This window comes from Nonomuraea sp. NPDC005501, assembly GCF_040605905.1.
GTDB lineage: Bacteria > Actinomycetota > Actinomycetes > Streptosporangiales > Streptosporangiaceae > Nonomuraea.
On sequence record NZ_JBEXDT010000055.1, the window covers coordinates 41,748 to 61,247 of the forward strand.

The 19,500-nt window shown below is 71.8% G+C and carries 19 protein-coding genes; 12 read left to right on the plus strand and 7 right to left on the minus strand.

Features of this window, described 5'->3' with window-relative positions:
* Position 1: 1 nt before the first annotated feature.
* Positions 2-1,006, minus strand: coding sequence for an NAD-dependent epimerase/dehydratase family protein (locus ABZS51_RS25100; RefSeq protein ID WP_355445481.1), 1,005 nt, complete (start codon positions 1,004-1,006; stop codon positions 2-4).
* Between the two features lie 229 nt (positions 1,007-1,235).
* Between ABZS51_RS25100 and ABZS51_RS25105 the strand changes: the two genes are divergently transcribed.
* From ABZS51_RS25105 to ABZS51_RS25115, 3 genes are all read left to right on the plus strand, one after another.
* Complete coding sequence (locus ABZS51_RS25105; protein ID WP_310713207.1) at positions 1,236-1,643, plus strand: spore-associated protein A; 408 nt, start codon at positions 1,236-1,238, stop codon at positions 1,641-1,643.
* A gap of 115 nt (positions 1,644-1,758) precedes the next feature.
* Positions 1,759-3,075, plus strand: a complete 1,317-nt coding sequence (locus ABZS51_RS25110) for a UDP-glucose/GDP-mannose dehydrogenase family protein (RefSeq protein ID WP_355445484.1) — start codon at positions 1,759-1,761, stop codon at positions 3,073-3,075.
* 76 nt (positions 3,076-3,151) lie between these two features.
* Complete coding sequence (locus ABZS51_RS25115; protein ID WP_355445489.1) at positions 3,152-4,102, plus strand: DUF5829 family protein; 951 nt, start codon at positions 3,152-3,154, stop codon at positions 4,100-4,102.
* Between the two features lie 210 nt (positions 4,103-4,312).
* On the opposite strand, the gene ABZS51_RS25120 is transcribed toward ABZS51_RS25115, so the two are convergent.
* Positions 4,313-5,275 (minus strand): helix-turn-helix domain-containing protein, encoded by a 963-nt coding sequence (locus ABZS51_RS25120; protein WP_355445492.1) that lies wholly within the window; start codon positions 5,273-5,275, stop codon positions 4,313-4,315.
* 71 nt (positions 5,276-5,346) lie between these two features.
* Here ABZS51_RS25120 and ABZS51_RS25125 point away from each other — a divergent pair, with 71 nt between their 5' ends.
* The gene (locus ABZS51_RS25125; RefSeq protein ID WP_355445494.1) at positions 5,347-5,670 is read left to right on the plus strand and encodes a cupin domain-containing protein; all 324 of its coding nucleotides are present in this window, start codon (positions 5,347-5,349) and stop codon (positions 5,668-5,670) included.
* 49 nt (positions 5,671-5,719) lie between these two features.
* On the opposite strand, the gene ABZS51_RS25130 is transcribed toward ABZS51_RS25125, so the two are convergent.
* Both ABZS51_RS25130 and ABZS51_RS25135 read right to left on the minus strand, forming a co-directional pair.
* Positions 5,720-6,442: a dienelactone hydrolase family protein gene (locus ABZS51_RS25130; RefSeq protein ID WP_355445497.1), complete on the minus strand. Its 723-nt coding sequence runs from the start codon at positions 6,440-6,442 to the stop codon at positions 5,720-5,722.
* A 109-nt stretch (positions 6,443-6,551) separates the two neighbouring features.
* The gene (locus tag ABZS51_RS25135) at positions 6,552-10,496 is read right to left on the minus strand and encodes a S8 family serine peptidase (protein WP_355445500.1); all 3,945 of its coding nucleotides are present in this window, start codon (positions 10,494-10,496) and stop codon (positions 6,552-6,554) included.
* Positions 10,497-10,673: 177 nt separating this feature from the next.
* Here ABZS51_RS25135 and ABZS51_RS25140 point away from each other — a divergent pair, with 177 nt between their 5' ends.
* Positions 10,674-11,645: a helix-turn-helix domain-containing protein gene (locus ABZS51_RS25140; RefSeq protein WP_355445503.1), complete on the plus strand. Its 972-nt coding sequence runs from the start codon at positions 10,674-10,676 to the stop codon at positions 11,643-11,645.
* A gap of 132 nt (positions 11,646-11,777) precedes the next feature.
* Here the strand turns inward: ABZS51_RS25140 and ABZS51_RS25145 are convergent, their stop codons facing one another.
* From ABZS51_RS25145 to ABZS51_RS25155, 3 genes are all read right to left on the minus strand, one after another.
* A complete protein-coding gene (locus ABZS51_RS25145; protein WP_355445505.1) occupies positions 11,778-11,927 on the minus strand; it encodes a hypothetical protein in 150 nt (49 codons plus the stop codon).
* 142 nt (positions 11,928-12,069) lie between these two features.
* Positions 12,070-12,429 carry a hypothetical protein gene (locus ABZS51_RS25150; RefSeq protein ID WP_355445509.1) on the minus strand — a complete coding sequence of 120 codons (360 nt, stop codon included), beginning with the start codon at positions 12,427-12,429 and terminating at the stop codon, positions 12,070-12,072.
* Entirely contained in the window at positions 12,429-12,863 is a 435-nt protein-coding gene (locus tag ABZS51_RS25155; RefSeq protein ID WP_355445512.1) for a hypothetical protein, read from the minus strand. Before ABZS51_RS25155 ends, ABZS51_RS25150 begins: the two co-directional genes overlap by 1 nt.
* A gap of 86 nt (positions 12,864-12,949) precedes the next feature.
* Here ABZS51_RS25155 and ABZS51_RS25160 point away from each other — a divergent pair, with 86 nt between their 5' ends.
* From ABZS51_RS25160 to ABZS51_RS25190, 7 genes are all read left to right on the plus strand, one after another.
* The gene (locus tag ABZS51_RS25160) at positions 12,950-13,735 is read left to right on the plus strand and encodes a helix-turn-helix domain-containing protein (protein ID WP_355445515.1); all 786 of its coding nucleotides are present in this window, start codon (positions 12,950-12,952) and stop codon (positions 13,733-13,735) included.
* Positions 13,736-13,782: 47 nt separating this feature from the next.
* Entirely contained in the window at positions 13,783-14,595 is an 813-nt protein-coding gene (locus ABZS51_RS25165; protein WP_355445518.1) for an alpha/beta hydrolase, read from the plus strand.
* Positions 14,596-14,861: 266 nt separating this feature from the next.
* Positions 14,862-15,878 (plus strand): ABC transporter substrate-binding protein, encoded by a 1,017-nt coding sequence (locus ABZS51_RS25170; RefSeq protein WP_355445521.1) that lies wholly within the window; start codon positions 14,862-14,864, stop codon positions 15,876-15,878.
* Complete coding sequence (locus ABZS51_RS25175) at positions 15,875-16,708, plus strand: ABC transporter ATP-binding protein (protein ID WP_355445524.1); 834 nt, start codon at positions 15,875-15,877, stop codon at positions 16,706-16,708. The genes ABZS51_RS25170 and ABZS51_RS25175 overlap by 4 nt, the downstream gene beginning before the upstream one ends.
* Positions 16,701-17,606 carry an ABC transporter permease gene (locus tag ABZS51_RS25180; protein ID WP_355445527.1) on the plus strand — a complete coding sequence of 302 codons (906 nt, stop codon included), beginning with the start codon at positions 16,701-16,703 and terminating at the stop codon, positions 17,604-17,606. The genes ABZS51_RS25175 and ABZS51_RS25180 overlap by 8 nt, the downstream gene beginning before the upstream one ends.
* Complete coding sequence (locus ABZS51_RS25185) at positions 17,603-18,946, plus strand: LLM class flavin-dependent oxidoreductase (protein WP_355445530.1); 1,344 nt, start codon at positions 17,603-17,605, stop codon at positions 18,944-18,946. Before ABZS51_RS25180 ends, ABZS51_RS25185 begins: the two co-directional genes overlap by 4 nt.
* On the plus strand, positions 18,943-19,449 hold the full coding sequence (locus tag ABZS51_RS25190) for a flavin reductase family protein (protein ID WP_355445533.1): 507 nt from the start codon (positions 18,943-18,945) through the stop codon (positions 19,447-19,449). The genes ABZS51_RS25185 and ABZS51_RS25190 overlap by 4 nt, the downstream gene beginning before the upstream one ends.
* Positions 19,450-19,500: the final 51 nt, after the last annotated feature.

The following is a 19,500-nucleotide window of genomic DNA, read 5'->3' on the forward strand; positions in this document are numbered from 1 at the left end:
GTCAAAGCGGCGCATTCGCTGCCCTCCGGTCCTCGCGGGCGCGATAGTACGCGGCGGTGCTCAGGATCAGCTCGTCGAGCGCGACCCTGGGCTGCCAGCCGAGGCCCGTCGCCGCCCGCAGCGCCGGGATCTTGTGGAACGACTCCGCCTCCGCGTAGTACGGCCCGTGCACGCTCCTGCCGTCGACGCTGACGATCGGCGACGGGCTGCCGAGGAGGTCCTTCACCCGGTGGGCCAGCTCCATGATGGTGACGGCGTTCGCCGGGTTGCCGACGTTGATGACGATGTCGTCGCCGTCCAGGGCCGCGTCCATGTAGTCGATCAGGAACCCGGTCAGGTCGCTCGCCGCGATGAAGGCCCTGACCTGGTCGCCGCCCGCGAACACGGTGATCGGCTTCTCGGCCAGCGCCTGCTGGACGAACGTGGGCATGACGAACCCGCCGGCCCGCGACTGCCGCGCCCCCGCCACGTTGAACGGCCGTATGACGACGCCGCGCAGGCCGTGCCGGCGACTGTTGGAGACCATCGCCTCGGCCAGCGTCTTGGCGATCGCGTACTCGATGCGGGTGTTGTAGTGCGTAGGTACGACGATGTCGTCCTTCTCGTCGAGCACGCCGCTGCGCCCGTACACCTCGGCCGAGCTGAACAGGCACAGCGGCGCACCGGCGCTGATGCAGGCCTCGATGACCGGTGCGGTGCTGCCGATGATGTCGTGGCCGAGCCGGCCCGCCCTGGACAGGATGCTGGCGGGGCCGACGTACGAGGCCGCGTGGATGACGCGGTCGGCGCCGGCGAAGTCGCCTCCCGCCGCCAGGTAGTCCTCCACCCGCTGCCGGACGACCGTGCAGCGGGGGTCGGCGTCGTAGTCCTCGCCGTCGATGACCGCGCCTGCGTTGGAGTCGATGATCGTTACTCGGTGGCCCGCTGCCAAATACGCGTCCACCAGATGTGAGCCGATGAAACCGAGACCGCCCGTGACGATGACCTCGCCACCTGGAGCTCCCACGAGCCTGCCTTTCCCACGAAGCTGCGATTTCGAGGAAAAACGACCACACGGGGCTTGTGCCGCCCCTGTGGCACCTAGCGTGGGATTAAAACAGTTTTCGCCATACTTGTCACGCATGGCATAAGTTTTCACCGGATAGTCACGATCTTGGACCGATGTCCGGGATGGGGTGCCGGCGCTTCCCCTACTCTTGATCGCCACAGTGGAAATCATGAGGAGAGGTCACAAAATGGGCTCCATCACGCGAAGCGCGACCCTCGCCCTCGGCATGGCGGCCGCGCTGGCGGCGTCCGTCACGCTGAGCAGTCCGGCCATGGCGGCGTCCTCGCCCGTCGAGGCCTGCGGCGGCGGCAGCTACCACGTCATCGACAGCCACGCCTACGGCTCCAGCGCCGTCACGTACCTCCTCTACAACGGCAGCAGCAACTGCGTGGTCACCTGGAAGACCGGAGCCGCGGGCAACACCGCCTGGGTGCGCGCGGTGGTGCAGGTGTACGGCTCGCCCGGCAAGGTGGACGCGGACAACTACAAGTACTACGCCGGTCCGGTCAAGGTCAGCGCCGCGGGCAAGTGCATCATGTGGGGCGGCTCCTACGGCAGCTCCTGGTACGAGAGCCCCTTCGAGCACTGCGACTGACCCTCGCCGCCCCGCTGGCCGGGCTCGCTGTCGGGAGAGGTGCGGACCTTGGGCGATGATGGCCTTGCTCCCGGACGGACGGACGGCCGGCCGGGGTCGCGGGTGGTGGCGGTTCATGGCGAAGGGAAGGTCAGGAGTGGTCGGCAAGCCGGAGCGGCGGGTCACGGTGTTCGGCGCGGGGTACATCGGTCTGGTGACCGGTGCCTGCCTGGCCGAACTCGGTCACCGGGTGGTGGTCCGGGACATCGACCCGGGCAAGGTCGATCTGCTGCGCTCCGGCGACATACCGATCTACGAGCCCGGACTGGGTGACATGATCGCCCGGAACAAGGAGCGGCTGACGTTCACGCTCGACCTCCAGGAGGCCCTGGACGGCGCCGAGGTCGCGTACGTGTGCGTGGACACGCCGCCGTCCGCGTCCGGCGACGCGGACCTGTCCCGGGTCTGGTCGGTGATCACGTCGCTGGAGGGCGCGCCGCACCTGCGGGCGGTGGTGGTGAAGTCCACCGTCCCCGTGGGCACCGGCACCCGGGTGCGGGCCGCGCTGGACGCCGCCGGTCTCGGGCACGTCGGCTACGCCTCCAACCCCGAGTTCACCGCCGAGGGCACCGCGGTCCGCGACTTCATGCGGCCCGACCGGATCGTCGTCGGGACCTCCGACGAGGGGACCGCCCGCCTGGTCGCGGACCTGCACGAGGGCGTGGACGGGCCGGTCGTCGTGATGGACGTGCGCTCGGCCGAGATGGTGAAACTCGCCTCGAACGCCCTGCTCGCCACGAAGATCAGCTTCATCAACGAGATCGCGACCTTGTGCGAGAACACCGGCGCCGACGTCGAGGAGGTCGCCCGCGCGGTCGGCCTGGACCATCGGCTCGGCCGCCACTTCCTGCGGCCCGGCATCGGCTGGGGCGGCTCCTGCTTCCCCAAGGACTCCGAGGCGCTGCGGCAACTGGCCAGCAACACCGGCCTCCACCTGCAGCTGCTGTCGGCGGTGATCGAGGTCAACAACCTGCAGAAGCGGCGGGCGATCCAGAAGCTGAAGGAGGAGCTGGGCACCCTGGCCGGCGCCAGGGTGGCGCTGCTCGGGCTGACGTTCAAACCGGGGACCGACGACATGCGCGAGGCGCCCAGCACGGTGCTGGCGGCGCGGCTGCTGGCGGAGGGCGCCGAGGTGCGCTGCTGGGACCCCATGGCGCGCCCGGCCGAGACGGAGCCGTGGACCTCGACGAGCCGCCACGCGACGCCGGAGCTGGCGGTCGAGGGTGCGGACGCGGCGATCGTGGTGACGGAGTGGCCCCAGCTCAAGGAGGTCGACTGGGCGAAGGCCGCCTCGGTGATGCGGCGTCCGGTGCTCTTCGACGGCCGCAACCTGCTCGACCCGGCCGGGATGCGCTCCGCCGGATGGACGTACATGAGCGTCGGCCGCCCGTAGCCGCCGCTCGCCGTGACGGGGGCAATTTCCTCGAATCAACAGTGTAAGTGATCTTCTTCGCCCTAAGATCGCTTACATGCTGCTTTACCGAAAGTTACGGATGATGACTGTCCTCACGGCGGCCTTCGCCGTCGCGCTCACCGGGGCGGTCGCGGGTGGCGTGAAGACGGCGCGGGCCGACCAGACCCAGCCCGCCGCCGACAGCCAGCTGCTGTTCTACAACCACGCCTACAGCGTGGTCGACCGGGCGACCGCCGACGCCATCGAGCACTCCGACTATCTGAAGGAGTTCGCCAACTTCGAGGTCCGCACCACCACCGGTGGGGGGATGACCTGGACGGGTCGTTACCTCTACGGCCGCCAGACCTACATCGAGCTGTTCGGCGAGAACGATCTCCCCGGCCAGGACGGTCTCTTCGGCTCCGCCGGGCTCGGAGTCTCCACCGAGCACGCCGGCGACCTGGCGACGGTCACCGACCGGCTGAAGGCCCTCGGGATCACCGACCCGGCCAAGTACCGCCAGACGCGTGACTTCGGCGACGGCGTCAAGGTCCCGTGGTTCGACACCATCCGCACCTTCTCCGACCAGTACGACGCCTTCGACCCGTGGGCGATGGAGTACCTGCCGGAGTACTTCGCCGACCCGCGCAGCAAGACCGAGCCGGAGAGCTACCCCGGGGACGTCAGCCGGGAGCGCTACCTGTCCGACGCCTACAGCACCCATCTGATGCGCGACGTCACCGCCGTCCACATGGGGGTCACCGAGCGCGACCTCGCCACCGCGGTGCCGCTGCTGAAGGCCGGCGGGTTCAGCGTCCGCACCCTTTCGGGCGGTGGCATCGTCGCGGTGGGCGGCGGCACCACGATCCGCCTCGACGCCGTCGCCCGCGCCCAGGCCGGCCTGAAGCAGGTCACCTTCTCGCTCAACAAGACGATCACGTACCAGGACGAGGTGCAGATCGGCCGGTCGACCCTCCTCGTCGGCCCGGGCACCCGCGCCGTGTGGAACTTCGACGGCCCCCAGTAGCCGCTCCCCGGTGAACATCCCCTGGTAGGCAACCCGCCGGACGACGAGGGCGTCGTCGTCCGGCGCTCCTTCGCCCAGCCGCCGGGTCCGCCCGCGTCCGCGTCGTGGAACACCTCGCCCACGTCGGCCCCGCGCTCGACGAGCTCCGACCGCGCCGCGCCGATGTCGTCCTCGCCGGACGACTCCGGGGGAGGCCATGACGGCGAAGCGTCAGGCGTCCTCCTCGCGCCGGCCGAAGGAGCGCCGGTACGCGCCCGGCGTGGTGTGCACCAGGGACCGGAAGCGCCGGCGCAGGTTGGTGGCCGAGGACAGGCCGACGCGGCCGGCGATCGTCTCGACCGGCAGATCGGTCTCCTCCAGGAGGACCCGCGCCGCGGCGATCCGCTGGTCGAGCAGCCACCTGCCCGGGCTGACGCCGAGCTGTCCGGTGAACCGGCGGGCGAGCGTCCGCGGCGAGAGGCCGGCCCGCGCCGCCAGGTCCTCCACGGTCAGGGGCTCGTGCAGCCGCCCGGCGGCCCAGTCGAGGACCCGGGCCAGGGACTCCGCCGGGCGGCCGGCGGAGGCGGGAGCGGCGTACTGCAGCTGCCCGCCCTCGCGGTGCGGGGGCATCACCATGTGCCGGGCGATCTGCGCGGCGTACGCCGCGCCGTGGTCGCCGCGGACCAGGTGCAGGCACAGGTCGATGCCGGCGGCGGTGCCGGCGCTGGTGGCGACGTCCCCCAGATCGACGTACAGCGTGTCGGGCTCCACCTGGACCTCGGGGAAGCGGGCCGCCAGCTCGGCGGCCATCCGCCAGTGGGTGGTCGCCCTGCGGCGGCTCAGCAGCCCGGCCTCGGCCAGCAGGAAGGCGCCCGAGCAGATCGCGACGAGCCGGGCGCCGCGCCGGTGCGCCCGCCGCACCGCGTCGAGCACGGCGGGCGGGGCGGGCCGCTCGTGGTGCTGCCAGCCGGGCACCACCACCGTGTCCGCCTCCTCCAGCGCCGCCAGCCCCCGGCTCACCACCATGTCGTAGCCGGCCAGGGTGGGCACGGCGCCCGGCCGCTCCCCGCACACCTCGAACGCGTACCGGGCGGGCAGGCTCGGGCGGCGCACGCCGAAGACCTCCTGGGCGCACGCGAGCTCGAACGTCGCCTGCGGCGCCAGCACGAGAGCGGCCACCCGGTGCAGCTTCATGGCAGAAAAGTACTCGTAGGTGTCAAACCAGACGCTGGGCGGGCGGGGGAGTCCGCCGGGACGATGGTGGCATGACATCACCTGCTGACGACATGCAGATCCTGAACCTCGACGAGATCGAGCCCGTCGAGGTCGCCCCCGGCATCGTCCGGCGCGCTCTGCCGGCCACCGACCGGTGCCGCGGCTGGGCTTACGACTTCGCCCCCGGCGCCGAGTGGCCCGAGGTGGACGTGCACGAGGGCGAGGAGCGCTACTACGTGGTGTCGGGCGAGTTCATCGACCGCGGGCACCGGCTCGGGCCGGGCAGCTACGTGGTGTTCGCGCCCGGCAGCACCCACCGCCCGCGCACCGAGACCGGCGCCCGCATGCTCGGCCTCAGCATCCCCCTCCCGTAGCCGCCGTGATCCGTTGCCCGCCGTGATCCGTTGCCACCGTGATCCCTGGCTACTCCGGGTGGGCGACGTACGTGTCGAAGAAGGCGAAGGTGCGCCGCCACGCGTCGTCCGCGGCCGGGCGGACGTTGCCGTGACTGAGCGGGAACAGCGCCAGCTTGGCGACCGGGTGATGGCCGTCGGTCATGAACGAGTGGCCGGCGTCCGGGTAGATCTCGACGTCATGCTCGATGCCGAGCGCCCGCATGTGCTCCTTCAGCCGCGCGCCGTGCGACCGGAAGCCCTGGTCGCGGCCGCCGTAGGAGCCCACGACCGGGCACACCGGCCGCAGCTCCTCCTGGTCGCGGGGGACCATGCCGTAGTTCACCGACGCGGCCCGCACGCCGGGCGGCGCGCTCGCCGCGTACGCCAGGGCGAACCCGCCTCCCATGCAGAACCCGATCACCCCGAGCCGGTCGCCGTCGACGTCGTCGCGGCCGGCCAGCCATCGCCGGGTCGCGTCGATGTCGGCGGCGGGCTGACCCGGCCTGCCGGTCGCGAGCTGCCGCATGGCCCGCGCCAGGCAGCCGACCCTGCTGCCGTGGCTGTACAGATCGGGCAGGACCGCCGCGTACCCCCGGGCGGCGAACAGGTCCAGCACGTCCAGCATGTCCGGCTCGACGCCGTAGATCTCGTGCACCACCACGACCCCCGGCCACCCGTCCGCGGGCGGGACGCCCTCCGGTAAGGCGACCGTCGCCGCCAGGGAGCCGCTGTCCGGCAGTGGGATGCGCACGTCTTGTCTCATCAGCGGCCCTTCGCCCGAACCTCGCTCAAATGACACGTAACGTACAGGCCGGGCCGCCGCAGGAGCGGGGGCGGGGTGTCCTGCCCCCGCTCAGCGGTCACTTCACGAGGTAGGCGTCGGCGAGGATCTGCTGGACGGTGTTGCCGTCCCTGTCCTTGGCCTCGACCTTGACGGAGACGCTGCCCGGGCCCCTGGGGTTGAGCACGAGCACCTTGTCGCCGGGCAGTACCGCGGCCTGTGTCCAGTGGGCGCCCTTGTCGGCGGAGACCCACACCCCGCGCAGCGCCGGCGACCTGCCGCCCTCGGGCTTCACGGTGAAGGTGAACGGCCTGCCGCCCTGGACGGTGTCGTCGCCCGGCAGCCCGAGCTCGTACCGGAGCCGGATCAGCGGCACCTGGGCGCAGGGCTGCTTGTCCTCCCACAGCACGGTGTCCAGGCAGGCGTGCGGGGCGTCGCCGGTCGCCGGTCGGGCGGAGCGGAACGTCCACGTGGTCTCGACCCCGGTGCCGGAGTGCTTGCCGGGGAACGCGTCCTTCCACGAGTCCGTCAGCCGGTACGTCCCGGCCCCGGCGGGGACGGTGTAGTAGGGCAGGCCCAGGTCGTCGTACTGCGGCTTGACCTCGGCGTCACCGCTGAACAGGCGGACCTCCTCGGTCCCCGGCGCGCCCTGGTAGGTGTGGCTCGGGTCGGAGGCGTCGGAGTAGTAGCCGAAGCCGAGCGGGGTGAGCGCGCGCAGCCGCAGCCGGTCGCCCTGGCGGCAGCCGTCGCAGTACAGGGCCGGGCTGACCCAGTCCGGCAGGTCCGGGCCGGTCGTGAGCTGCGCGGGCACGAGGGCCTCGTTCCAGTTCTCCCGCTCCCGGGTGGGGCGGGTGAAGCCGCGGGAGGAGGAGGCGTACCGCTCGGCGCCCGAGGCCGGGTCGAAGAACGAGTAGTCGCGCTCCCACAGCACGTCCTCGCCGGCCGCGTTGTAGTACTCGGTCCTGGCCGTGGGGGCGGCGATGCGGTGCGAGCCGCGGATGCTGAAGCGCTGGTCCTCCGCGAAGGTGTGGTTGACCTCCGTGAAGTCCGCGTGCGGCCCCCATGTGCCCGCCTGCGGGGGGAACTGCGCGTGGTAGGTGGTGTCGATCTCGGTGAGGTCGCGGGCCTTCGGCGTGAAGGTGAGGCGGCCGGCCGTGGCGCCCCGCACGTAGTAGGCCAGCTTGTACGCGAACGGGGTGGTCGGTGTGGAGCGCAGCGCGGCGCCCGGGTACGGCTTGCGGGCCAGCACCTTGCCCAGCCGGTCCGCCTCACCGCTGTCGATCCACAGCACCGGGATCTTGTTCTGGGCCGTGTACGCGGCGTCGCTGAGCAGCCAGGCGAACCGGTCGCTGGTGACCACGCCCGCGGCCCCCGCCTTGGCGGCCAGTTCCATGTCGGCCAGGAACAGCTGCAGGGAGTCCCTGGCCGGGAGGTGGACGAGCTTGCCGCGCGTGTCGGCGCCGGCGCGCATGTCGTCGCCCGTGGTCAGGCTCAACCGCCGGTCCGTGGTGAACTTCGGCACCAGCGCGTCGTGCTCGCTGACGTAGCGGGGGTTGAGCTGGAGGCCCGGCACGGTCAGCTCGACCTCGGGGGCTCGGCGGATCTGGTCGAACAGCACCATGGAGGTGCCCACCGTGGGCGCCTTCCGCAGCCGCGTGACCCAGTAGCTGCCGGTGTTGACCGGCTCGTAGCTGAGCAGTGAGGCGCCCGCGTACATCTGGCCCGAGGCGGTGGTGCGGGTGTTCATCACGTTCAGGAACACCGGCTCCGACGTGCGGGGCGTGCTCACGCGGATGGGCTCGACGTCGGTGGCGTCCAGGGTGACCGTGGTGTCGCCGGCGAGCTTGATCTCGGGGGCGAGCAGCGTGGCGTACTGGAGCTGCCGGTCCGGCTTGGTGTACCACCAGGGCATGTCGCCGAAGGAGTAGACGCCGCCGTGGGCGAGCCTGAACCGGGCCTCGAACGTGCCCGGCGTGTCGGTGGCCCGCCAGTCGTCGGTGGCCACGGTCATCGGCTCGCCTTCGAGGAGCGGGTCGGTGTCGCTGACCCGCAGGGCGGACACGATGCCCCGGTTCATCGTCCATTCCGGCCGGCCGACGAGCCGGACGCGCACGGTGTTCATCCTGGCCTGCTTGCGGAACGCGATCGGCGCGGTCAGCCGGGCCGTGCCCGCGGTCGCCGTCAGGCGCCCCTCGTACCAGCCGGGATCGCCGAGCGTGGGCTCGATCGTGAGGTCCGCGCTCGCGGTGCCGCCCGCGGGGACGGTCAGCGACGACGGGGTGATCGTGGCCATCCCGGCGGGGGGCTGGGCGTCACCGTGCTTCAGCGTCAGCGACAGGTTCAGCGTGACGGGCTCCTTGCCGGTGTTGCGGTAGGTCACCTTCCGGGTCAGCGTCTGGCCGGTGTACGGGTCGGTGAAGCCGGCGTAGACGGTCGCCAGGTCGTCGAAGACCTGCTGGGTGACGGCCTGGCCGATGTCGAGCCGGCCCGCGCCCTGGTCGTGGGCCGTGGCGTCGCCCGGCTTGGCGGTGCCCGTCAGCGCGGTCTTGAGCTGGTCGGGCGTCCAGTCGGGGTGCTGGGCGGCGAGGATGCCGGCGGCGGCCGCCACGTGCGGGGCGGCCATCGAGGTGCCGGACGCCGCGGTGTAGTGCTCGTCGACGGGGCCGCCGCCGGGGACGCTGCTGCCCTGGCCGAGGGAGGTGCCGGCCGCGCGCGCCGCGACGATGTTCACGCCGGGCGCGGTGATCTCCGGCTTGATCGCGAAGTCGTCGCTCAGGCGGGGGCCGCGGCTGGAGAACTCGGCGATCCGGTCGGCGGAGTCCACCGCGCCCACGGTCAGCGCCGAGGTGGCCGCGCCGGGAGAGGCGACGGTGTACCGGCCGGGGCCCGAATTGCCGGCCGCGACCACGAACAGCGTGCCGTACGCGGCGGTCAGCTCGTCGGCCGCCTGGCTCAGCGGGTCGGTGCCGTCGGTCGGGCTGCTGCTGCCCAGGCTCATGTTGACCACCCGGGCGTGCGCGGTGGCCGCCTGCCACTGCATCGCCGCGATGATCTCGGAGTCGTTGCCGCTGCCCGTGTCGTCCAGCGCCTTGGCGATGGTCAGCCGGGTGCCGGGGGCGACGCCCTTGTACCTGCCGTTGGAGGCGGCGCCGCTGCCCGCGATGATGGACGCCACGTGGGTGCCGTGACCGACGCGGTCGGTGACCTTCGCCGGGTCGCCGCCGCCCGGACTGCCCGCGGGGACGAAGTTGCGGGCCGAGGCGACCCTGCCCTGCAGGTCGGGGTGGGCGGCGTCGATGCCGGTGTCGATGACGCCGACCGTGGCGCCCGTGCCGTCGAACCCGGCCGCCCAGGCCGCGGGGGCGCCGATCTGCGCGTTGCTGACGTCGTCGAGCGCCTTGACCTTGCCGTCGAGCCACACCTTGCGCAGGTCGGCCGTCAGGGCCTTGCCCGTGCTCCCTCCCAAGGACTGCCAGAACGTGGTGGCGTCCTTCTTGTCCAGCTTGATCGCCGCGCCGTCGATGCTCTCCAGCACCACCGGCTCCCCGCCGCCCTTCAGCGATCTGGCCTTGCCCGCCAGGTCGCCGGCCTTGGTCTGCGGCCGGTACTGGAGGATGAGCGGGATCCGCGCGGCCTTGGCGTCGCCGTAGCCGTTGGCCGCCAGGTAGTCGACGTTGAACAGCTCCTTGTCCAGCAGGCCCTTGCTGATGTAAGGACCGGCGTCAGCGGGGATCACGTAGTAGCCGTGATCGTCCTGCTGGGCCTGGTACGTCCGCGCCTCGTGGCCCTCGGCGGGCTCCAGGGTGGCGGACGCGCGGCCCGCGCCGTCCCTGGCGTAGGTGACGGTGTCCCCGGTGATCAGCGTGATCTTGACCGGTGGAGTGCCGATCGCGGGCGCGTTCGCCCTGGTGGCCGAGGGGGCGGCGGTCGCCGTGGTGGCCGTTGCCGGGACCGCGGAGAGCGGCACCGCCAGGACGGCCGCGAGTAAGGCCACGGCTCCGCGGCGCCGGGGGGTGGACAGCATGCGCACAACCTTCTCCAGACGTGAGAAACACCGGCCATCGTCGCCCGCGCGCGATGGAGATCGTTTCCTCGCTGACCTAATCTGGGAATCAGTCAGGGCACAAGTCCGCCGGACGGGCCAAAACCCGCCAGGTGGCGGTATCCCGCCACCCCTCCACCGGGAGAAGGGGCGTCGCCCATGCTCGAAGCGATCGGCCTGTCACCGGCCGAGAGCCGTCTGTACACGACGCTCGTCGAGAACCCGCGGTCCTCCGCCGCCGAGCTCGCCACGCACTGCGGCGTCTCCACGCTCCTGGCGGCCCGCACGCTGGCGGCCTTCGCGCGGCGCGGCCTGGCCAGCAGGCTGCCTGGCCGCCGTGCCCGATATGTCGCCGTCGCGCCCGACATCGCGATCAGGCCGCTGCTCACCCGCCAGGAGGAGGAGCTGCACCAGGTGCGCACGGCCATCCACGAGCTCACCACGTCGTTCCACCTGGCCTCCCGCTACGCGACGCATCCGGCCGAGCAGGTCGAGGTCGTCACGGGGACCGGCAACATCATCAGCCGGGCGTACGCGCTGCAGGACAGCGCCCAGACCATGTTCCGCAACATCGACAAGCCCCCGTACGTCATGCGCGGCCACGCCGACAACGTCGAGCGCGAGCGGCGGATGCTCAAGTCGGGCATCGACTACCGCAGCGTGTACGACCTGGAGTCCCTGGCGGTGCCGGGCAAGCTGCGGCTCATCCAGGACTCCATGGCCCACGGCGAGCAGGCCCGCGTGGTGGCCGGGGCGGCGGCCAAGATGTGGATCGCCGACGACGCGCTCGCGCTGATCCCCATCCGCAACGGCTCGTACTCCATCGACGCGGCGTTCATCCTGCACCAGTCGGCCCTGCTGGACGCGCTGATCGCGCTGTTCGAACGGGAGTGGGGACGGGGGTTCCCGCTGCGGGGGACACCCCGCCCAGCCGCCCCCGACGGGCCCGACGAGGCGACCAGGGAGCTGCTGGCGCTGCTCGCGGGCGGGCTGACCGACGAGGCCATCGCGCGGACGCTGGGACTCGGCCTGCGTACCGTGCAGCGCCGCATCCACGCGGTCATGCGCGACCTGAACGCCATCACCCGCTTCCAGGCCGGGCTCGCGGCCCGCGAGCGCGGCTGGATCTAGCGTGCGGCGGCGGCCGGGTCACCGCCCGAGGCGCCGTCCACGGGGTGGAGACGGCGCCGCTGCCCGAGCCGGGCCCCGACGGCTGGCGCGCCAAGCTGGAGCTGTCCGCGCGCGCGGAGTGGGCACTGCGATCTACCAGGACCACCCCTGGGTGTCCCACCTCGTCGCGGTCACGACCCGGCCGCCCGTCGCCCCCAACCTCATGGCCTGCACCGACTGGCGGATGCGCGCCCTGGCCGGCCACGACCTGGACTTCACCACGCTGGTCCAGGTCGCCATCATGATCGGCACCTACCTGCAGAGCGCCGCCATCCCCCTCGCCCACGAGGCGCAGGTCGCCCGGACGACCCGGCACACCCGTCAGCAGTGGGCCGACGCCCGGCACGACGCGATCCACCGCACCATCGCCGTGTCGCCCCGTCCGTCAGAGCGGGATGAACAGCGCCTCGAACGGCGGCTCGCCGACGCCCGTCGTGACGTGCCCCAGGCCGGTGGTGTCGGCGGCGAGCACCAGGTCACCGGGGCCGAAACGGCGCCGGCCGCCGTCGGTCACCGTCACCTCGATCGTGCCGCGCAGCATCACCACCCACTGCTCGCGCGGCGCCGGGTGGGCGCTGCTGTCGAACGCGGCGCTGCGCAGGAACTGCACGCCGTCACTCGACGGCAGCCCGCCCACCGCCATGGCCGGCACCCCGTCGGCGACCTGTCGCCGCTCGAGCGCGATCTCGCCGTCCTCGAACGCCGAACCGCCGTCCCCCGTGCGGATGATCCTGGTGAAGCGCATCAGCTCACCCCGATGAACTGGTGGTCGGTACGGATCCGGCCCTCGCCGTCCAGGGCCAGGATGTCCAGGCCACCGCCCACGACCTCGCCGTCCCGGACGGACACCATCGACCACCGGACGCCGATCACGTTCGACAGGAGGACGAACGGCTCCCCGGCGACCCGGAAGACGTGCTCGCCCGGCGCCACGAACATCTCGTAGGCACGGGTCACCCTGGCGTCCAGGGCCTCGTGGCCGTGGACCTCCAGCGGCGGCACGGGAAACGCGAGCGCCGCGGCGGCGTTGCGGATCGCCTCGGGCGGATCGATCAGCACCTGGATTCCGCCGGGTGCCCACAGCTCACGGATGAGGGCGCCGCGCGTCGCCGGATCGGGCTCGTTCCACTGGGCGACATAGCGGTCGGCGCACTGCTTGACATCGAATGTGTTCCTCATGGCCAGCAGTGTGCGGGCCCGGGCGGCGGCCGCGCGATTCCCTGGAGGGAATCGCGTCACCGCGGATGTCCACTATGAATGGTGACATGACGGTCTTGGCGGAACCCGAGCAGTTCGCCCGCGAGCTACGGCGCTGGCGGACGCGCCGCCGCTTCAGCCAGCTCGACCTGGCGATCCGGGCCGACACGACCCAGCGCCATCTGAGCTTCCTTGAACAGGGACGTTCACGGCCGGGCCGCGTCATGGTGGTGCGGCTCGCCGAGTCGCTGGGGCTGTCGCTGCGGGAGCGGAACGAGCTCCTGCTCGCGGCGGGCTACGCGCCGATGTACGCCGAGTCGAGCCTCGACGCCCCGGAGCTCGGCCCGGTGCGTGAGGCGCTGGAGCGCATCCTCGACGGCCACCTGCCGTATCCCGCGGTCGTCGTCCGGCGGCACGGCGAGCTGGTCGCCGCCAACGCGGCGTTCGGCGTGCTGCACGAGGGCGCCGCCCCCGCGCTGCTGGAGCCGCCGCTCAACGTGCTGCGGCTCGCCCTGCATCCCGAGGGCATGGCCCGCCGGGTGGAGAACCTGCCCGAGTGGGGCCGCCACATCACCGGCAGCCTGCGCGACCAGCTGCGGCAGAGCCCCGATCCGGACCTGGAGGAGTTCATCGCTGAGCTGGACGCTTACCTTCCCGACGTGGACCCACCGGCGGGGCATCTGGGCTTCGCCGTGCCGCTGCGGCTGCGGGTGCCGGAAGGCGAGCTGCGCCTCATCACCACGCTGACGTCGTTCGCGACGGCCGTGGACGTCACGCTGTCCGAGCTGCGGCTCGAAGCGTTCCTGCCCGCCGACGAGCCCACGGCGGCCATCCTCAGACGGAGGGCCATGTGACCAAGATTACATCTAGTTAGATGTATCAAGTTTAATATGTTTTTCCCATGAACGGATTCCTCAGCGTCCCCGGTGCCCGGCTCTACTACGAGGTCCGCGGTACGGGCCCGGTCCTGCTCATCTCCCAGAGCGGTGAGGGCGACGCCGGCCGCACCGTCGACCTGGTGGACCGGCTCGTCGCCGACCACACCGTCATCACCTACGACCGGCGCGGCCTGTCCCGCAGCACGCTGGACGACCCGGCCGGCGGCGCGACGGTGGCCGAGCACACCGACGACGTGCACCGCCTGCTCGCCGAGCTCACCGACGAGCCCGCCCGCATGCTCGGCTGCAGCTTCGGCGCGGTGCTCGGCCTGCATCTGGCCGTCCGGCACCCGGCCCAGCTCCACACGCTCGTCGCCCACGAGCCCGTCGCGCCCGCCCTGCTGCCCGCCGCCGAACGCCGCCTCCACGAGGAGGAGCTCCAGGGCCTCCAGCGGCTCTACCAGGACCAGGGGCTCGCCGGAGCGTTCGGCAAGATCGCCGAAGTCCTCGGCATCCAGCTCGGCCGGCAGGAGACCGAGTCCGGGCTCACCCAGCACCCCATGGACGACCGGCGCAGGGCCGGCTTCGACTTCTTCATCCGCAACGACTTCGGCGCCATCGTCCTCGACACCCTCGACACCGCCGCGATCGCCGCCAGTTCGGTGCGTATCGTCCCGGCGGCGGGGCGCACCACGCCCCGGCACGTGTTCGACCACCGCTGCGCGCACGAGCTGGCGACCCTCGTCGGGCGAGAGGTCGAGGAGTTCCCCGGCGGCCACAACGGCAATCTCACCCACCCGCGCGCGTACGCCGCCCGGCTGCGCGACCTGTTCTGACGGCCCGGAGGGCCCAGGATATTCATGTATATCCAGTAGGGAATGTTGACTATGCGCGACCGGCGCCGTAGCGTTCCCGATATGAGCCAGGGCCTTCACTTGACCCGGCGCCCGCACGTCGACTTCGGTCACGTCGCCAGCGCGCAATGTCGTTGATCACGGACAGCTGACCGCGCACTTCCCCATCCCGGCATGGCCGACGGTGCTCGTGCCACCCTCTTCCCGCGCGCCCGCGCACTGGCGCGCCTCTTCATGAGGAACATTCCGTGATCAAGATCAGGCATCTCCTTCTCGTTCTGACGGCGGCCGGACTGGCCGCCTGCGGCTCCGCCGAGGGCTCGGCGCGTCCCGGCGGAGCGGAGGTGAAGGTGCTGCGTTACCAGGGCAACGTCGGCGCCGTCACCTACCCCGAACTCGCCGAGGACCTCGGCTACCTCGGCGACGTCAAGCTCAGGTGGGTCGGCAACACCACCAGCGGCCCCCAGGACATCCAGTCGGCCGCCACCGGCCAGACCGACTTCGGCGGCGCCTTCAACGGCGCGATCATCAAGCTGAAGGCGGCCAGAGCGCCGATCAAGGCGGTGATCGGCTACTACGGCTCCGACGACGAAAGCTTCAGCGGCTACTACGTGACCGACGACAGTCCCATCCGCACCGCCCGCGACCTCATCGGCAAGAAGATCGGCGTCAACACGCTCGGCGCGCACCACGAGGCCGTCATCAAGGAGTACCTGAAGCGGGCGGGCCTGACCACGGAGGAGATCAAGCAGGTCCAGCTCGTCGTGATCCCCCCGGTCAACACCGAGCAGGCGCTGCGCCGGGGACAGCTCGACGTGGGCACGCTCGGCGGCATCATCAAGGACAAGGCGCTGCAACGCGGCGGCCTGCGCCCGTTGTTCACCGACGTCGGCCTGTTCGGGCCGTTCACCGCCGGCTCCGTCGTGCTGCGCGAGGACTTCATCGCGCGCAACCCCCACACCACGAGGACGTTCGTCGAGGCGTTCGCCAAGGCCGTCCAGTGGGCCCAGAGCCACCCGCGCGAGGAGGTCGTCGCCAGGTTCAAGCAGATCATCGCCAAGCGCGGACGCAACGAGGACGCGACCGCGGTGACGTTCTGGAAGAGCACCGGCATCGCCGGCAAGGGCGGCGTCATCGCCGCCAAGGAGTTCCAGACGTGGATCGACTGGCTGAGCCGCGAGGGCGAGATCAGGCCCGGCCAGGTGAAGCCGTCCGACCTCTACACCAACGAGTTCAACCCCTACGCCCACGGGAGCGGGTCATGACCGCCACACTCGACCAGACCGCGGTGAAGACCAAGATCGGCCTCCGGGACGTCAGCAAGGTGTTCCAGGTCAGGGACGCCCGCGAGCCGTTCGTCGCGCTGTCCGGCATCGACCTCGACGTGCGCGAGGGGGAGTTCCTCACCCTCGTCGGGCCGAGCGGCTGCGGCAAGTCCACGCTCCTCGACCTGGTCGCCGGGCTGACGCGGCCGACCGGCGGCCAGATCCTCATCGACGGCACGCCGGTCACCGGCCCGGGACTGGACCGGGGGATCGTCTTCCAGCAGTACGCGCTGTTCCCCTGGCGCACCGCGCGGGCCAACGTCGAGTTCGGCCTGGAGGCGAAGGCCGTACCGAAGAAGGAGCGGCGGGAGCGGTCCCGGCACTACCTCGACCTCGTGGGCCTGACCGGCTTCGAGGAGCGCTACCCGCACGAGCTGTCCGGCGGCATGCGGCAGCGGGTGGCGATCGCCCGCAGCCTCGCCTTCGACCCCGACGTGCTGCTGATGGACGAGCCGTTCGCCGCGCTGGACGCCCAGACGCGCGAGTCGCTGCAGGAGGAGCTGCTGCGGATCTGGGAGAAGACCGGCAAGACCGTCGTCTTCATCACGCACGGCATCGACGAGGCCGTCTACCTCGGCCAGCGGGTCGCCGTCATGACCTCCCGGCCGGGCCGGATCAAGGAGATCGTCGAGGTGTCCTTCGACTCCCGGGACGGTGACCTGCGCGCGGACCCGGCGTTCGGCGAGTACCGCCACCACGTGTGGGCCCTGCTGCGCGACGAGGTCGCCGCGGCGCAGGTCCTGGAGCGGAAGGCGACGTCCCATGGCTGACCGGCCGGGCGACCTCGCCGCCGCCACCGCCCTGGGCGAGCGCGCGACCGAGCGGCTCTCCGTCGGCGCCCACGCCCCTGACCCGCCTCGCCACCCGGAGCCGCCTCCCGGCCCCCGCCCGTCCGCCCCCGCGCGCCGGTACCGGCACGTGGCCTCGCGGGCGCTCACGAAATCCTCGGCGATCCTGCTGCTGCTGGCCGCCTGGGAGGTGCTGCCACGGCTGGGCGTGTTCGACCGGGTCTTCGTGCCGCCGCTGTCGGAGGACCTCGCCGTCTGGTACGGGATGGTGCTCGGCGGGCAGCTCCCCGAGCACCTGGAGGCGTCGCTGGTCCGCTCGCTGTCCGGGTTCGGCCTGGCCATCGCGCTGGCCATCCCGCTCGGCCTGCTGATCGGCTGGTACCGCCCGGTGGCCGACACCCTGACCCCGCTCCTGGAGCTCTTCCGCAACACCTCGGCCGTGGCGCTGCTGCCGGTGTTCACCCTCATCCTCGGCATCGGCGAGACCACGAAGATCACCTTCGTGCTGTACTCCTGCTCCTGGCCGATCCTGCTCAACACGATCAGCGGCGTGAAGACCGTCGAGCCCCTGCTGATCAAGTCGGCCCGGTCCATGGGCCTCGGCCCGGTCCGGCTCTTCCAGAAGGTCATCCTGCCCGCCGCCGTGCCCACCATCTTCACCGGCGTGCGGCTGGCCGGCGCCTACTCCATCCTCGTCCTGCTGTTCGCCGAGATGGTCGGCGCCAAGGCCGGGCTCGGCTACCTCATCCTGGACGCCCAGTCCAGCTTCCGCATCCCCGAGATGTACGCCGGGATCATCACGATCTCCGCGCTCGGCCTGCTGTTCAACCTGCTGCTGATCAGGATCGAGCGCCGCTTCTCCACCTGGAGGACCACATGACGAGAAAGCTGCACCTCAACGCCTTCCTCATGGGCGTCGGCCACCACGAGGCGGCCTGGCGACACCCGCGCACCGACCCGGCGAGGATCGCCGACGTCCGGCACTACCAGGACCTGGCCCGGATCGCCGAGCGCGGCAAGCTCGACTCGGTCTTCCTGGCCGACGGCCTGGCCCTGTGGGGCAACATCCGGCACAACGCGCTCGGCGGCCTGGAGCCGCTGACGCTGCTGGCGGCCCTCGCCGCCGTCACCGACCACGTCGGCCTGATCGCCACCGTGTCGACCACCTACAACGAGCCGTTCCACGTGGCCCGCAAGTTCGCCTCCCTCGACCACATCAGCGGCGGCCGGGCCGGCTGGAACATCGTCACCTCCGCCGGCGAGGCCGAAGGGCACAACTTCGGCGTCGAACGGCCCGCGCACGCCGACCGCTACGCCAGGGCCACCGAGTTCCTGGAGGTGGTCACCAAGCTGTGGGACAGCTGGGAGGACGACGCGATCCTGTCCGACCGGGCGAGCGGGCTCTACGCCGACACCGGCAAGATCCACCCGATCGAGCACGCGGGGGAGCACTTCACCGTCCGCGGCCCGCTGAACACCTCCCGCCCGCCCCAGGGCCACCCGCTGCTGGTGCAGGCGGGCTCCTCCGAGGACGGCAAGGAGTTCGCCGCCCGTCACGCGGAGGCCGTCTTCACCGCCCAGCAGACCCTGGCGGAGGGCCAGGAGTTCTACGCCGACCTCAAGCGCCGCGTGGCCGGGCACGGCAGGCAGCCCGGGGACCTGCTCGTGCTGCCGGGCATCTCGCCCATCATCGGCTCCACCGAGCGGGAGGCGCTCCGCCTGGAGAAGGAGCTGGAGGACCTCATCATCCCCGCGTACGGCCTGGTCCAGCTGTCCCACATGACCGGCATCGAGCTGAGCGAGGACGCGCTCGACCGCCCGCTGCCGGACATCCCCGTCGAGACCGAGGGCGCGCAGAGCCGCCGCAAGCTCGTCGTCGACCTGGCCAGGCGGGAGGGTCTCACGGTCAGGCAGCTCATCGGCCGGCTGGCCGGCGGCCGGGGCCACCGCGTGGTGGCCGGCACCCCGGAGCAGATCGCCGACGAGATCCAGGAATGGTTCGAGGGCGGAGCGGCCGACGGCTTCAACGTCATGCCTCCCCTCCTGCCCGCCGGCCTGGCCGACTTCGTCGACCACGTCGTACCGGAACTGCGGGTCAGGGGCCTGTTCCGGGACGAGTACGAGAGCCGTACCCTGCGCGGCAACTACGGACTGGCCCGGCCCGGCTCCCGGTACGCCGCCCATGACGGCGCGGAGCTGGAAGTGGCGGTGGCCGGATGACCGAGACCCTGCCCGACCGCACGGTGGACGCCGACGGTTACCGCCGCGCCCTCGCGGTGCACGCCGCCGGCGTCGTGGTGATCACCGCGCAGAGCGGCGGCATCCCCGTCGGCCTGACCGCCACCTCCTTCTCCTCGGTCAGCCTGGACCCGCCGCTGGTCTCCTTCTACGTCGACCGGCGCTCCACCACCTGGCCCTGGCTGCGCTCGGCGGACCACTTCGCGGTCAACGTGCTGGCCAGTGACCAGGCGGAGGTGGCGGCCAGGTTCGCGAGCAAGGGGATCGACAGGTTCGCCGAGCCCACCCGGTGGCGTCCGGGGCCCCTCGGGGCGCCGCTGCTGCAGGACGTCTCGGCTCACCTGATCTGCCTGCCCCACGAGACGTCCGACGTCGGCGACCACGTGCTCGTGGTGGGCCTGGTCGCCGAGGCGTACGTGCACGGCACGGGCCGTCCGCTGCTCTACCACCAGGGCAGGTTCGGGCGCTTCATCGCCCACTCGTGACCGCGCCCCGCCACCGCGCCCCGCCACCGTGCCCCGCTACCGTGCGCCCGC

Bases quoted from the DNA above. Each gene is read 5' to 3' on its own strand.
- ABZS51_RS25120 (WP_355445492.1), bottom strand. From the start codon at position 5,275: ATGAAGCTGCACCGGGTGGCCGCTCTCGTGCTGGCGCCGCAGGCGACG.
- ABZS51_RS25115 (WP_355445489.1), top strand. From the start codon at position 3,152: ATGCTGCTTTACCGAAAGTTACGGATGATGACTGTCCTCACGGCGGCC.
- ABZS51_RS25145 (WP_355445505.1), bottom strand. From the start codon at position 11,927: ATGATGGCGACCTGGACCAGCGTGGTGAAGTCCAGGTCGTGGCCGGCC.
- ABZS51_RS25190 (WP_355445533.1), top strand. From the start codon at position 18,943: ATGACCGAGACCCTGCCCGACCGCACGGTGGACGCCGACGGTTACCGC.
- ABZS51_RS25105 (WP_310713207.1), top strand. From the start codon at position 1,236: ATGGGCTCCATCACGCGAAGCGCGACCCTCGCCCTCGGCATGGCGGCC.
- ABZS51_RS25125 (WP_355445494.1), top strand. From the start codon at position 5,347: ATGACATCACCTGCTGACGACATGCAGATCCTGAACCTCGACGAGATC.
- ABZS51_RS25150 (WP_355445509.1), bottom strand. From the start codon at position 12,429: ATGCGCTTCACCAGGATCATCCGCACGGGGGACGGCGGTTCGGCGTTC.
- ABZS51_RS25135 (WP_355445500.1), bottom strand. From the start codon at position 10,496: ATGCTGTCCACCCCCCGGCGCCGCGGAGCCGTGGCCTTACTCGCGGCC.
- ABZS51_RS25110 (WP_355445484.1), top strand. From the start codon at position 1,759: ATGGCGAAGGGAAGGTCAGGAGTGGTCGGCAAGCCGGAGCGGCGGGTC.
- ABZS51_RS25185 (WP_355445530.1), top strand. From the start codon at position 17,603: ATGACGAGAAAGCTGCACCTCAACGCCTTCCTCATGGGCGTCGGCCAC.
- ABZS51_RS25165 (WP_355445518.1), top strand. From the start codon at position 13,783: ATGAACGGATTCCTCAGCGTCCCCGGTGCCCGGCTCTACTACGAGGTC.
- ABZS51_RS25175 (WP_355445524.1), top strand. From the start codon at position 15,875: ATGACCGCCACACTCGACCAGACCGCGGTGAAGACCAAGATCGGCCTC.
- ABZS51_RS25140 (WP_355445503.1), top strand. From the start codon at position 10,674: ATGCTCGAAGCGATCGGCCTGTCACCGGCCGAGAGCCGTCTGTACACG.
- ABZS51_RS25180 (WP_355445527.1), top strand. From the start codon at position 16,701: ATGGCTGACCGGCCGGGCGACCTCGCCGCCGCCACCGCCCTGGGCGAG.
- ABZS51_RS25155 (WP_355445512.1), bottom strand. From the start codon at position 12,863: ATGAGGAACACATTCGATGTCAAGCAGTGCGCCGACCGCTATGTCGCC.
- ABZS51_RS25160 (WP_355445515.1), top strand. From the start codon at position 12,950: ATGACGGTCTTGGCGGAACCCGAGCAGTTCGCCCGCGAGCTACGGCGC.